At 68.3% G+C, this 12,247-nt stretch carries 14 protein-coding genes, 1 other RNA gene and 1 pseudogene; 6 read left to right on the top strand and 10 right to left on the bottom strand.

Annotation, left to right across the window (positions count from 1 at the left end; translation table 11 throughout):
- Positions 1–186 precede the first annotated feature (186 nt).
- Entirely contained in the window at positions 187–2,982 is a 2,796-nt protein-coding gene (locus OH804_RS01565) for a TIM-barrel domain-containing protein (protein ID WP_406062285.1), read from the top strand.
- A 73-nt stretch (positions 2,983–3,055) separates the two neighbouring features.
- On the opposite strand, the gene OH804_RS01560 is transcribed toward OH804_RS01565, so the two are convergent.
- Positions 3,056–3,322 carry a hypothetical protein gene (locus tag OH804_RS01560; protein ID WP_406062283.1) on the bottom strand — a complete coding sequence of 89 codons (267 nt, stop codon included), beginning with the start codon at positions 3,320–3,322 and terminating at the stop codon, positions 3,056–3,058.
- Positions 3,319–3,585, bottom strand: coding sequence for a hypothetical protein (locus tag OH804_RS01555; protein WP_406066387.1), 267 nt, complete (start codon positions 3,583–3,585; stop codon positions 3,319–3,321). Before OH804_RS01555 ends, OH804_RS01560 begins: the two co-directional genes overlap by 4 nt.
- Before the next feature lie 270 nt (positions 3,586–3,855).
- Here OH804_RS01555 and OH804_RS01550 point away from each other — a divergent pair, with 270 nt between their 5' ends.
- Complete coding sequence (locus tag OH804_RS01550) at positions 3,856–4,662, top strand: helix-turn-helix domain-containing protein (protein WP_406062281.1); 807 nt, start codon at positions 3,856–3,858, stop codon at positions 4,660–4,662.
- On the top strand, positions 4,649–4,840 hold the full coding sequence (locus OH804_RS01545) for a DUF397 domain-containing protein (RefSeq protein WP_406062279.1): 192 nt from the start codon (positions 4,649–4,651) through the stop codon (positions 4,838–4,840). Before OH804_RS01550 ends, OH804_RS01545 begins: the two co-directional genes overlap by 14 nt.
- A gap of 76 nt (positions 4,841–4,916) precedes the next feature.
- On the opposite strand, the gene OH804_RS01540 is transcribed toward OH804_RS01545, so the two are convergent.
- Positions 4,917–5,324: a hypothetical protein gene (locus OH804_RS01540; protein WP_406062277.1), complete on the bottom strand. Its 408-nt coding sequence runs from the start codon at positions 5,322–5,324 to the stop codon at positions 4,917–4,919.
- 218 nt (positions 5,325–5,542) lie between these two features.
- Between OH804_RS01540 and OH804_RS01535 the strand changes: the two genes are divergently transcribed.
- Positions 5,543–6,037, top strand: coding sequence for a nuclear transport factor 2 family protein (locus tag OH804_RS01535; RefSeq protein WP_406062275.1), 495 nt, complete (start codon positions 5,543–5,545; stop codon positions 6,035–6,037).
- On the opposite strand, the gene OH804_RS01530 is transcribed toward OH804_RS01535, so the two are convergent.
- From OH804_RS01530 to OH804_RS01515, 4 genes are all read right to left on the bottom strand, one after another.
- On the bottom strand, positions 6,012–6,569 hold the full coding sequence (locus OH804_RS01530; protein WP_406062273.1) for an RBBP9/YdeN family alpha/beta hydrolase: 558 nt from the start codon (positions 6,567–6,569) through the stop codon (positions 6,012–6,014). The two genes, OH804_RS01535 and OH804_RS01530, sit on opposite strands and share 26 nt — an antisense overlap.
- 82 nt (positions 6,570–6,651) lie before the next feature.
- Positions 6,652–7,086 (bottom strand): hypothetical protein, encoded by a 435-nt coding sequence (locus OH804_RS01525; protein ID WP_406062271.1) that lies wholly within the window; start codon positions 7,084–7,086, stop codon positions 6,652–6,654.
- A gap of 66 nt (positions 7,087–7,152) precedes the next feature.
- A complete protein-coding gene (locus OH804_RS01520; protein ID WP_406062269.1) occupies positions 7,153–7,443 on the bottom strand; it encodes a hypothetical protein in 291 nt (96 codons plus the stop codon).
- Positions 7,444–7,558: 115 nt separating this feature from the next.
- Positions 7,559–7,861 carry a tyrosine-type recombinase/integrase gene (locus OH804_RS01515; RefSeq protein WP_406062267.1) on the bottom strand — a complete coding sequence of 101 codons (303 nt, stop codon included), beginning with the start codon at positions 7,859–7,861 and terminating at the stop codon, positions 7,559–7,561.
- A gap of 115 nt (positions 7,862–7,976) precedes the next feature.
- Between OH804_RS01515 and OH804_RS01510 the strand changes: the two are divergent.
- A pseudogene (locus OH804_RS01510) lies at positions 7,977–8,270 on the top strand (DUF4241 domain-containing protein); the annotation flags it as partial.
- A gap of 226 nt (positions 8,271–8,496) precedes the next feature.
- Here the strand turns inward: OH804_RS01510 and OH804_RS01505 are convergent.
- Together OH804_RS01505 and rnpB are read right to left on the bottom strand one after the other, a co-directional pair.
- Positions 8,497–9,192 (bottom strand): hypothetical protein, encoded by a 696-nt coding sequence (locus OH804_RS01505; RefSeq protein WP_406066789.1) that lies wholly within the window; start codon positions 9,190–9,192, stop codon positions 8,497–8,499.
- A 356-nt stretch (positions 9,193–9,548) separates the two neighbouring features.
- Positions 9,549–9,964: RNase P RNA component class A (gene rnpB / locus OH804_RS01500), an RNA gene on the bottom strand.
- A 127-nt stretch (positions 9,965–10,091) separates the two neighbouring features.
- Here rnpB and OH804_RS01495 point away from each other — a divergent pair.
- On the top strand, positions 10,092–10,853 hold the full coding sequence (locus tag OH804_RS01495; RefSeq protein ID WP_406062265.1) for a sulfite exporter TauE/SafE family protein: 762 nt from the start codon (positions 10,092–10,094) through the stop codon (positions 10,851–10,853).
- Between the two features lie 107 nt (positions 10,854–10,960).
- Here OH804_RS01495 and OH804_RS01490 read toward each other — a convergent pair whose 3' ends face one another.
- Positions 10,961–12,193: an MFS transporter gene (locus OH804_RS01490; protein ID WP_406062263.1), complete on the bottom strand. Its 1,233-nt coding sequence runs from the start codon at positions 12,191–12,193 to the stop codon at positions 10,961–10,963.
- Between the last annotated feature and the right edge of the window lie 54 nt (positions 12,194–12,247).

Here is a 12,247-nt window from a genome sequence, read left to right as displayed (position 1 = left end):
CGCGACCCCGTCCTTACCCCGCCGCGACAGGTTCTCGTCGCTGATGCGGCGGCGCCTGCCGGACGAGTGCGATCGCTGCTGGCGAAAGAGAGAAGTGACACCCTGCGAGGCCCGTTGACATGCGTTTCAGTCCAGTGACAGCGTTGTCATCGACTCATTTCCTCCATATGAGACGAGGAGCGCATCTTGCTCTATCGGAACTCACAGCGCCGCCGCGCGACGGCAGCCGCCGCGGTCGGCATCCTCATCACGGGGCTGGCGCTCGCCCCGTCCGCGCCGGCCCAGGCCAGCCGCCACCGGGCGCAAGACGGAGCCGTACGGTCGGGTGACGCACGTTTCGAAGTGCTGTCCCCGACCCTGATCCGCACCGAGTACCAGAAGGACGGCAGGTTCACCGACGCCGCGACGTTCAACGCCGTCGGGCGCGACGACTTCCCCCGTACGCGTTTCACCAAGCGCGTCGATCACGGCTGGCTCACCATCGACACCGGCGCGATGACGTTGCGCTACCGGGTCGGCTCGGGCGCGTTCACCGCCGACAACCTCACCGTGCAGCTCAAGGCCGGCAAGCAGACCGTGCAGGGCCAACCGTGGGCCGGCCACACCGCCCCGGCCTGCGCGTTCGGCGCGCTCTGCGAGGCCGAATCGCTGCAGTTGAACGGCCCTGGCGTGGCCACCGACCACCAGGGGTTCACCGGACGCGGCTTCGCTGCCGGTTTCGCCTCGTCCGGCGACTCGGTCACGTTCGCGCTCGACGCTCCGGACGGCGGCGCGAAGCAGCTCAGCGTCCGCTACGCCAACAGCACCGGCGGCGACGGCCAGAACGTGGACCGCACCCTGACGGTGCAGGTCGACGGCGACACTGGCCGCACGCTGACGCTGCCACCCACCGCGAACTGGGACACCTGGGGCCTGGCCAGCGTGCCCGTCGACCTCACTGCGGGCCGGCACGAGATCAGCGTCGTGCGGGGTCCGAACGACTCCGGCAACGTGAACGTCGACAGCCTCGCGGTGGTCAACCCGGGTGATTCGTTCCCGGCGCCGACTCCGCCCCAGCCGCAGCCCCTGCGGTTCGGCACGCTGGCAGAGGCCGAGACCGGCGCGCTGACCGGCGGCGCAAGGCCCGCGAACGACCACAACGGCGCCTCCGGTACGGGATTCCTGGCCGGTCTGGAGAGCACCACCTCGGCCGTCGCGCTCACCGTGACGGATGTTCCGTCGGCTGGTGACTACCGGGTGCAGATCCGGTACGCCAACGGCCAGGCCGGCGCCCAGCCGAGCCAGGCGCGCACCATGTCGGTCACCGCGGGAACGGCTGCGCCGGTCACGGCGACCCTTCCGCCGACCAGCGGGTGGGACTACTGGAACACCGTTTCCGTCCCGGTCCACCTCGACCGCGGCACCAACACGGTGACGCTGGGCTGCCCCACGGACGCCAGGTGCAACGTCAACGTGGACACGGTCGCCGTCACGAGCAAGACTTCCCCGCTGCTCGCCCCGCACGCGCCGCTCGGCGGCTACCGCCGGGGCTTGGACGGCGTGACCGGTTCCGCCCTCACCGCTCCGGGCTTGCTCTACCAGGACGGCTGGTACCTGCTCGACGACTCGGCCTCGGCCCTGAGCACCACCAAGCCCCGGCCCGCCGCCGAGCAGGACGGCTACGTCTTCGCGTACGGGCAGGACTTCACCAGTGGCCTGAAGGACCTGTCGACCCTGACCGGGCCCACGAAGCTGCTGCCGAAGTGGGCGTACGGGGTGTGGTACTCCGAGTACTACGACCGCACCGCCACCGAGTTCCAAGACCTGGTGACCCGGGCCAAGGCCGAGGGCGTGCCGCTGGATGTGCTCGTCCTCGACACCGACGTCAAGGCGCCGGACAAGTGGAACGGCTGGAGCATCGACCCCACCCGGATCCCCGACCCGAAGGCGTTCTTCGACTGGGCCAGGAAGCAGGGCCTGCACACCGGCATCAACATCCACCCGAGCATCCTCGGCTCGGACCCGAAGTTCGCGCAGGCCCAGGCCACCGCGAAGGGCAAGCTCCAGCGCGTCGGCTGCAACGGCGGTCCCGACTGCTACGCGTTCGACTTCGGCGACCCGGACCAGCTCAAGGCGTACATGCAGCTCCACGACGGGATGATCCCGAAGGGCAGCAAGGGCCCGGACCTGTGGTGGCTGGACTGGTGCTGCGACAACACGAAGTCCTCGCTCGCCGGGGTGACCGCCGACGCGTGGATCAACCAGCAGTACGCCGACAAGACCGGCTTCGCGTTCTCCCGCGCGTACGGCTCGTTGCAGGCCGGCGGCTACAGCAGCCCGACCCCGGTGTCGACCGGACCGTGGGCCGACAAGCGCACCACGCTGCACTTCACCGGCGACACCACCTCCGACTGGCAGACCCTGCAGATGGAGGTCGGCTACACGCCGGGCGAGTCGGCCGCGACCGGGCTGGCCGCTGTCAGCCACGATATCGGCGGGCACACCGGCGGCCTCCAGGAGCCGGGCACCGAACCGGGCAGCACCAAGCTGCCCGACGACCTCTACGCCCGGTGGGTCCAGTTCGGCACGTTCCAGCCGATCGACCGGCTGCACTCCAACCACAGCGACCGGCTGCCCTGGCAGTACGGCCCGGCGGCCAACGCGTCGGCCAAGAAGTTCCTGAACCTGCGCAAGGAACTGCAGCCGTACACCTACGCCGCCGCCAAGGAAGCAACCCGCACGGGTACGCCCATCGTCCGCTCGATGTACCTGGCCTACCCGAATGAGCAGGCCGCCTACGCCACCGCCGGTTCGCAGTACCTCTACGGCCCGGACTACCTGGTGGCACCCGTGACGACGCCAGGCACCACCGCCACGACGTCGGTGTGGTTCCCGCCGGGCAACAGCTGGACCGACATCTTCACCGGGAAGACATACCGGGGCGGCACCACGCAGAACATCACCACCACGCTGGACACCATGCCGGTGTTCAAGAAGCACTAAAGCCTGTTCTGCAGGAATCCACGCACCGGCCGGGTGGGGCAACCCACCCGGCCGGTGCGTTGCCTGGCGGGGCTCAGCGTCGGTGGGGCCGGCGGGCCAGCGACAACCAGCCGAGGAACCTGGCGTGCATGGCGGCCAGGTCCGGGCGCAGGCCCAGGCCGTACACGTCGTCGATCGCCTCCTGCATCGACGCGGCCAGGTAGAACGCCAGCGCGATCGAATGACCGTAGAACTCGGTCACGAGCGCGAGCTGAGCCGGGCCACACGGCCAGGGCGCGGCGCAGTTGCGGCACAGCCACGCCGGGCGCATCGGCAGGTGCGGGCGAGGGCGGGCGATCATCCGACCCGCACCGGACGCCGCCGGCGTTTGGCTTTGCTGGTCGGTTTGACGGGCAGGGCTTCCAACCGCACGCCCGCACGCATCACGTACAACTCGCGCCGCGCCACCGCGTCGCCCGCCGCGTTCAGCTGGTAACCCTCAATCCAAACCCAACCGTCGTACGTGTGCCGCTCGGGCAGCTCGCGGATGACGCGAACGAAGATCGGGCGCAGAAACTGCACGCTCGCCGCGGTGGTCAGGTGGACCACGTCGCCGGCCTTCATCTTCCCGATCGTCTCGGGATTGTCGTCGGGCACGGTCTCCCCTTGGTGCCGTCGGGAAGGGGCCGCTCCCGTGAGTGCTCGCCCGTCGGGAGCGGCCCCGCTACGAACGCGACCGCCGGATCTCGTGGGCCTGCCAGCCGCGCTTAGTGACACTCTGCTGTGGAGGCCATTACGCTCGGAAGGTGCTTTCGACGTCCGGGGTGACCTGGCCTAACAGGGCCCCGACGTGTGGCACCTCGGGTAGTCGATCTTTGAGTTGAGGGGCGTTGTATGGCTGACGTACCGGGGCCGCTATCGGCGTTCATCGTTGGCGAGATCCGCCGCGCCCGAGGGGCTTCCGGCATGACGCAAGAGTCGTTCGGCCGCGCTGCGGGCTTCAGCGCCTCACACGTCAGCGCCATAGAGAGCGGCACGCGAGCGCTGACGATCGACTTCATCAAGGGTGCCGATCGAGGGCTCAACAACGGCGGGCTCTTCGAACGCCTGGCGACGAAGTTCGGCGCACCGTCGTGGTTCCTGCCCTGGCTGGACGCTGAGCGCGAAGCGACACAGCTTCGCTACTTCGAGCCCAACCTGATCCCCGGCCTACTACAGGTGGAGCACTACGCCCGTACCGTCCTGCGAACAGTCGAAAGCCTCACCGATGACGAGGTTGAGCAACGCGTGCAGGGGCGCATGAGCCGGCAAGCGATCCTGACCGGCGAGCGCCGGCCACAGTTCGTCGCCGTGCTGGACGAAGCCGCGATCCGGCGTACGGGTGATGGTCTGGGCGGAATCATGGCCCTGCAGGTCGCCCACCTGGTCGCGATGGCCGAACTCCCCCACGTTCACGTCCACGTCATCCCGATCGGCAGCGGCCTGCACATCGGGCTGTCCGGACCGTTCGCCTTGGCCCGGTCCAACGACGGCGTGTGGGTTGGCCACCTCGAAAACCAGCTTGGCGGGGACGTCATCGACAAGGACGATGATGTAGCTACGCTTCAGGTAAGGTGGGAGAGCGTCCGGAACGAGGCTCTACCGCGCCGGCAGTCCATCGACCTGCTGAAGGAAGTTGAGAGCCATCATGGACCTCAGTAACGCCCGGTGGCGCAAGTCCACCCGCAGCGGCGCGAGCGGCGGGAACTGCGTCGAGGTGGCAAGCAACCTGCCCGGTGTTGTGGCCGTGCGCGACTCGAAGGACGCCGCCGGACCGGCACTGACCTTCGCTCCAACTGCCTGGGCCGCGTTCGTCGCACAGGTGTCGGAGCGGCCGTAAGCGAGGCCGACGTACGACAGCGCCCAGGGCAGGGCGCGTTCGACGCAGCCGTCGCGATACCAGCCGGTGACAGACGTCAGCTACGACGGAGGATCTGGTCCCGGTACTGCTGGAAGCCGTGCCAGCCAGCGGTTTGAGTGGAATCGCCGGTCAGGAATTCGCCCGTCGAAATGTCGAGGGCGCGACCACCGGTCACGGCGACGATCCGTGCGACAACGGCCAAGATGTCGTCGCCGCCGCCGCTTACGTGCAACATGATCGAATCCACGGGATCGTCCGACCCGATGTTGAACTCGATGCTCCACGTTGGGCCGGCCATCTGCCCCCACGCAGGATCCGCGAGGTCGAGGTCCGGGAAGTTCTCCCGTAGACATCGCCTGATGTCCGGTCCGGTGCCCAGGGGCGGCGGCGCGAAGTCCTGCGGAAGCTGGTCAACCGACCTGGTATGGGGCGGGGCGGCGAAGACGAGCACGTCCCAACTCACCGCGTCCTCCGACGTGCTCAGGCAACCGCGACAGCGTACTCGTGGTGGTTGCGCCACGCGGGGTCGGCCGAGCTCACCTCGACGGGGGACGCCGTTGGTCCGAGAGAGGGATCCGTCCGCCGTCATCGACGGTGATACTCGAAAGGTCGAGTCGTAGATCCACCCGGTGAGCGTCACGCTCGGCGTCGAAGTCCGGGCACGACCCGAAAGGGGTACCGGTGAATCAGCCGTATCACGCCGTCGCCGCATGGCGTGGCGCTGGCGAGGCAGGTGACGCCGCGGCAGCGATCGCCGCTCTCAGCCCGAATGTCACACTGATCTCGCCGATCACCGAGCAGTTCACGTTCCACGGTCACCAGCAGGTGCGCGACCTGCTTGAGGTGGCCCTGGCCGCGATCGACGGCATCACCTACACCGACCAGGTTGCCGAGGGCCGCACTGTGGCGCTGTTCTACGAAGCTCAGGTCGGTGACCGACGCCTGTATGAAGCGCAGCGCCTCCGCCTGGATGCCGACGGCCTGATCACCGAGATCACGCTCTTCGTTCGCCCCCTGCCGGCGCTGACCCGGCTGATGACGAAGCTCGGCCCCGAACTGGCCCGGCGCAACAAACAACCTGGCCTCGCACGGCTCATCCCGCTCGCCGCCGGAATGTTGCACTCGATGGCCAACACCGGGGAGCGGCAGATCATGCCCCGTGCCGCGCCTCGATAGCCAACGATCGGACCAGGTCCAGACCCTCTGGCCACGCGCCGAACCCGGTCTTGGAGTCCAGGTGCCCGACCGCGCCCGCGTCGAACAGTTCCGAGCCCCAGTCTCGCGCGTACGCCTCGAATTGCTCGAATGTGGCAGATGGGTCGTTGCGGCTGGCGACCAGGATCGAGCGGAAGGGCAGTGGTTCCCGTGGCACATGGCCGATGAACACATCGACGGCTTCGCGCGGGTCGGGAGTCCAGTCCGGATCCAGGTACGGCGGTGTGACCAGCAGGGCGGCACAGACGGGACCGACGTGCTGGCTGGCCCAGATGGCGACGGTCAGGCATCCCGCACTGTGCGCCACGAGGATGGCCGGCTCACTGTCGGCGCTGATCGCTGCGTGCAGCGCGGCGACCCGTTCAGCGGCGACGTACGGTGGCCCCGGGGGTTCAGGCGCCCAATGGCACTCCGGACAGTCCCTGACCCAGCCGCGCGACCAGTGGTCGGGGGACGGAATTCCTCGACCGGGCACGACCAGGTAACGCGTCATCCTGGGAGGATAGTGCGCCGATCCCCGGGACTGGGCGAAGCGCGTACCGCACCGCCAGAACGCCGCTGTCCCCTGCCGGGCGTTACGCCCACGGCGGGGTGTATCGACCCACATATTGGCGAGCACGTGGGAGCGGGTCACGCCAATACTGGTCCGGCATTCGGTGATGGTGATCCCCACAAAATTCGGCGAGATCGACCGCGATTCCGATGCGCTCCAGTGGGTGGCCCTCGAAGTCCGCGTTGACAGCCAGCAGGAGCGGCTCCGGATTCCAACCAGAATGGTCGAACGCCCAGCCAGCCCAGATCGCATAGACGTGCAAGATTTGCAGGTCGCCGGCCAACCGCACCGCCGCCACCTCAATCGACCGGTCCGGGTACGAGTCTCGACAGACCCAGGCGAGGACGTGACACGCTCCGGCAGCGAAGAAGGCCTTGTCCGCCCGTTCCCAGGCGACGCGCTGATCTGACCGCTCGATCGCGGTCCGACGAAAGGCCCCCGCTGCCTCTGCTGCCACCACATCCACGTTAGTAGGTGAGGTTGGCGCAGCCGCTCATGCCCCGATCGGAGCATCGCACCGCCACTACCCGGCCGTCGGGCCTAAGAGGTCCGGGGACACGAGAAAGACGGCCGTTCCGTCCTCGGCCGCTACGCCGTCAGGATCGGTCGAGACCAGGACCAGCGGCACCGACGAACCATCGGACTCATCCCGGAACTCCTTGACGACGCACCGCACCACAGCCGGTCTCGGCAACGCGGACTCGGGATCGAGGTCGGTACCGAAGATCGCCGCCTTGTCGATGAGCGACCATGCGTGGCCCTGCGCATCGGTGAACACGACCCGGGCCACGGCCGGGAAGGAGGCCCGGTCCACCCACTCGACCGCTTCGCAGGCAAGCTCGAAGTGATCACCAGGTCGGAGGGCGTGTCGGTCCATCTGTTCGAATCCTGTCTGTCGAGGTATCTCGCGCGACGGCCGCTTTCGGGCTCTACGATGCCGCGAACAGATCATCAATCGCACGCCGGCTACGTTCCTCGCTGGCCGGCATCAGGCGCGTGTAGGCCCGGAGGGTGAAGCCGGCATCGGCATGCCCGAGGTACGACGCGAGAGCCTTGATGCTCTCCCCTGCGTCGAGCAGCGACGACGCAGAGAAGTGCCGTAGGGCGTGCATCCTGGTGGCCCGGGTCGGCGTGATGCCGGGCGCCAGCACGGCGGGTCGCCAACTCTTGTCGTCGAAGGTGCGTCGGTTGATCGCACTCGCCGGGTGACGAATCCTCCCCAGGACATGCACGACAGCCGACCTTGACGGCACGACCAGCCCCGTGACGATGGGTGGCAGCCCAAGCTTGGCATGATCGCTGCCAGTTCCTAGGGGTGTGTGCTGTGCTGGTAGCGCTGGAGGATGTATGCCATACCTGCCTGATCTGACCACGGTGTTGGTCGACGGTGCTCGGTTCACCCAAGGCGGCGTCGAGTACGTGATCAAGGGGCATCCGGCTGGCATGGTGACGCTGCCGAGTGGTCAGCTCGTCGGTTGCGATCCGTTGATTGCCCCCGAAACAGCGGCCCCGTTCACGGTCACGGTCGAGCCTGGCCGGTATCGACTGGCCGCGTGGGTCGCGGCGGTCCATCAGAGCGGGAGCGAACCGCAGGACCGCACGGCGGCTCTTCAGCTCGTTGTCAAGGATCAGCCGACGGTGCGCTGGGAGCCGCCCCGGCTCGCTTCGCGGCCGGAGCGGAGGCCACCGACACCCGGTGGACGCCGCTCCCGTACTGGTACTGAGTCTGACCGGCTCGTAAACCACGACCAGGAGGCGGAGCACGGCGGTCCGGAAGCCGGCGTGGCTAGCCGCCGTCGACCTCTGGGCTTCCGGCTGCCGCGCCAGTCCACAGCCCGGATTGGCTTGCCACCGAGCCGCTGCGGGTCTAGCCGCCGAAGGCCTCGGCCAGCAGGGCAAGGCGGTCAGCCGGCGCTTCCAGGTGACGAGGGCTGTGGTGGCCGAGGCAGACGGGCAGCCCCTCCTGCTCTGTCCAATCACTGTCGCCCCAGAATCGATTGCTTCCGGCCAGCAGCTCCCCGGCAACCTCATTCTGTCGCCGTTGAGCGCCTACAGCGGTGACGGCCGCCGCTACCCTCTGGTTGGCTCCGCGCGGGATGGCGGCATCACCCACAGCAGGAAGGAGCAGGAGGAGACGTTCCGCCTGACTGTGCTTCGGGTCCGGTTGACTCGCTGTCCTGACCAGCTCGGGCCAGGCGAGTGCCGGCCCGTGGAAACCGCCCTCCAGCGACGCGGCGGTGATCACGTCGTCGGATCCCGTTTGCTGAAGCAGGTAGTCCCATCCCGAATCGTCCTCGTAGTTGCGGAAGAGGATGTGCATGCGGTGGCCTTGGACGAGGTTCAGAGAGATGACGGGCCAGATGCCGTGCTGGTGCATCTCCTCCGCGTAGACCTCGACATCTGCCGGATCGAGGTCGAAGGCCACCGCAGCCGTGTAGGAGCCGCCCACGGAGAGCAGGAACGCCGGCCAGAACAAGGGGTCAGTAAGCCACGGCGTCGCGTCGACAAGCACGGATGCATCAACCGGTGGGCGGAAGCGGTTGAGATAGCCGAGGAGGGGCATCTGCCGATCCTCGCAGACCCGTAGCCGCTTGCGCTGGTGCGGCTGACTGAGCTTGGCTGGTGGCGCCGGTTACGTTGGTGCGTGCCCCCTACGTGCCCGTCGCGCCGGGAAGCCACGGGGAACGGCGGTCAACCACGGGCACCGTGACCAGGAGCGCGGTTCGTTGACTTCGGCCCGGACCGGCGCCCCAGCGAGTTCCCAAGCTGACGGTGCTGCCCAAAGATCAGGGTGCGCTCAGGGCGTCAGGGCGTCTCCAGGGCGTCAAACGTCGCCCAATGTTGACCATCAACGCCAACCAACGTCAGAAGATACGATCAGCTCCAGAGCCTTGGTCGCGGCTCTGACCTGGTGGGCGACGGACGAGTCGACCTGTACGCCGGATTCTGTGCGCGGCGCGTACCCCGAAAGGTTTGCGCCGGCGGCGGCCATCCATCTCGGCCTACCGTTGCCGGCAGGCTCCAGCGGCCTACCCGCAGACATCGGGCGGGCAGCCCTCAAGCGTCTGCGCCGGGTCGTCATCTTGCGGTGACGGCCCTTGCTTGGCCTTGCTCCGGGTGGGGTTTACCGAGCCACCCCGGTCACCCGGGGTGCTGGTGGGCTCTTACCCCACCGTTTCACCCTTACCGTCCCCGTTGGGGTCGGCGGTCTGTTTTCTGTGGCACTTTCCCGCGGGTCGCCCCGGGTTGCCGTTAACAACCACCCTGCCCTGTGGAGTCCGGACGTTCCTCGGCGGCGGGCCGAAGCCCGCCGACGCGGCCGCCCGGTCGACTCGTCCGTCGCGCTCTCATCCTAACGACGAGCGCGCTGCCGGTATTGCCGCCCCGCCTGAGCAAGATCGCGCAGCTCAAGAACGATCCGGCGAATGCGTGCCGTAGGGCAACGGCTAGCCTCGTGGGGCTATGGATCTCTCCCACGCCGCGCTGCTGCTCGCCGCCGGTCTCGCCGCTGGCACTGTCAACGCGGTGGCCGGTGGCGGTTCGCTGATCACCTTTCCGGCGATGATCGCGATCGGGTTGCCCCCGGTGCCGGCGAACGTCAGCAACTCCGTCGCCGTATTTCCCGGGTACCTTGCCAGCGTGGCGGGCAGCCGGCAGGACCTGCCGCGCCCCCGCGCACTCGCCACGCTGGTGCCCACCACCATCGCGGGCACGATCCTCGGTGCGTTGCTGCTACTGGCCACTCCGGCCCGCGCGTTCGAGCTGGTCGTACCGTTTCTGGTTCTCGGCGCGACAGCGGTCCTGGCCTTCCAGGATCCGCTGCGCCGGCTGGTCGGTCACCCCCAGGACCTGTCGCCACGCCGGCGGACGGTGGCGGTGCAGACGATGGTCGCCCTCGGTGCGGTGTACGGCGGTTACTTCGGTGCGGCGCTCGGGGTGATGCTGGTGGCCGGGCTGGCCCTGGTGCTGGACGCGACACTGGCCCGGGTGAGCGCGATCAAGAATCTGCTGTCGGCGGTGGTGGGGTTCACGACGCTCGTGGTGTTCGCCCTGTTCGGCCCCTTGAACTGGGCGGCGGTCGCGGTGGTCGCGCCCGCCACCCTGATTGGGGGGTACGCGGGCGCCCGGCTCGTTCGTCGGCTGCCGTCGGTGGTGCTCAAGACGGTGATCGTGGTGTTCGGCACGACGATCGGCCTCTACCTGCTCTGGCGCGCCCTGAACTGACCCCGCCCGCGCAAGATCCACGCAACTTCAGGGAAAGTGCTGCCTCAACCGGCAGCGAGGCAGCAGTTTCCCCGAAAGTGCGCGGATCTTGGAGACGAGCCCCGCGGTCAGTAGGCCTCGCCTACCGGTTCCTCGGCGGTGTGTTCGGTCTCCGCGGCGGCGCGGTTCCAGCGGGACCAGAGCACCCGCTCGCCGTAGCCGGCGGCCATCACGTGTGCGAAGGCCAGGTAGACCAGCACGCCGACGGCGAGCACCCCGAAGCCGACCCAGAACGGCAGCGACAGCGACTGCTCGGCGAGCTTGCCGGAGATGATCGGCGCCGGCGCGGCGGCACCCCAGCGGACCAGATTGAACGCGCCGCTGGCGACGCGCCGGTCGCTGGAGCCGAGGCCGAGCGCCAGGTCGGTGAGGTTGGCGTTGGCGAGCCCCATGCAGAGTCCGGCGAGCACCAGGACCACGAGCGCCTCGGCGGTGCTGCTGGAGGTGGCGAAGAGGACCATGCAGACCAGGAGGCCGGCGATGGCCACGCCGACGGTCTGTACCGCGCCGATGCGGTGGGCCAACCGGTGACCGATCACCATGATGCCGGCGGCCAGGCCGATCCCCCAGCCGGTGAAGGCGAGCCCCAACGGGATGACGTCCAAGCCGAGGAAGAGCGGCGTGTAGCCGAGCACCACGAAGAACACGAAGTTGTACGCGGCGGTGACCACGCAGAGGGCGATGAACGCCGGCCGGCGGTAGGTGGCGAAGATCTGGCCGACGCGTACCGGGGCCTGCCGGTTGGTGGGTTCGCGGAGTTTGCGGGAGGCCACGCCGAGGGCGAGGACCATGAAGACGCCGCAGACGAAGAACGGCAGCCGCCAGCTGACCTCGCCGAGCAGACCGCCGATCAGCGGTCCGACGGCGAAGCCGAGACCGAGCGCGGTCTCGAAGAGGCCCACCACCCATTCCCGGTCGACGGCCAGGTTGACCAGCACCACCATGGCGGTGGCGAAGAACATCGCGTTGCCCAGCCCCCAGACACCGCGCAGCACTGACAGCTGGACGATGTTGTCGCTGAACGAGGCGAGGATGGCGGCGAGGCCGACCACGGAGACGCCGGTGATGAGCACTGGCTTGAAGCCGAACCGGCCGCTCGCGAGGGTCGCCGGGATCATGCCAAGGGCCATGACCGCGATGTACGCGGTGAACAGCAGCTCGACCTGCCAGGCGGTGACCCCGATCGCCTCGCCGATGGCGGGCAGGATCGGGTCGACGACGGCGATGCCGGCGATGGCGAGGAAGGCCACCAGCGTGGTGGCGTAGATGGCACTGCGGTTCGGTTCGGAACGCCGATCCACTCCGACTCCTCAGATAGCTGTATCGTACAGGTACTTATTCTGTATCATACAGCT

This window comes from Micromonospora sp. NBC_00860 (genome assembly GCF_045207375.1).
Taxonomy (GTDB): Bacteria; Actinomycetota; Actinomycetes; order Mycobacteriales; family Micromonosporaceae; genus Micromonospora; species Micromonospora vinacea.
This window is presented reverse-complemented; position numbering and strand designations above follow the sequence as displayed.

What these genes read in the sequence shown, in the direction of transcription:
- OH804_RS01560 (WP_406062283.1), bottom strand. Translation starts at nt 3,322, where the DNA reads ATGATCGCCCGCCCTCGCCCGCACCTGCCGATGCGCCCGGCGTGGCTG.
- OH804_RS01555 (WP_406066387.1), bottom strand. Translation starts at nt 3,585, where the DNA reads ATGAAGGCCGGCGACGTGGTCCACCTGACCACCGCGGCGAGCGTGCAG.
- OH804_RS01550 (WP_406062281.1), top strand. Translation starts at nt 3,856, where the DNA reads ATGGCTGACGTACCGGGGCCGCTATCGGCGTTCATCGTTGGCGAGATC.
- OH804_RS01545 (WP_406062279.1), top strand. Translation starts at nt 4,649, where the DNA reads ATGGACCTCAGTAACGCCCGGTGGCGCAAGTCCACCCGCAGCGGCGCG.
- OH804_RS01530 (WP_406062273.1), bottom strand. Translation starts at nt 6,569, where the DNA reads ATGACGCGTTACCTGGTCGTGCCCGGTCGAGGAATTCCGTCCCCCGAC.
- OH804_RS01505 (WP_406066789.1), bottom strand. Translation starts at nt 9,192, where the DNA reads ATGCCCCTCCTCGGCTATCTCAACCGCTTCCGCCCACCGGTTGATGCA.
- OH804_RS01495 (WP_406062265.1), top strand. Translation starts at nt 10,092, where the DNA reads ATGGATCTCTCCCACGCCGCGCTGCTGCTCGCCGCCGGTCTCGCCGCT.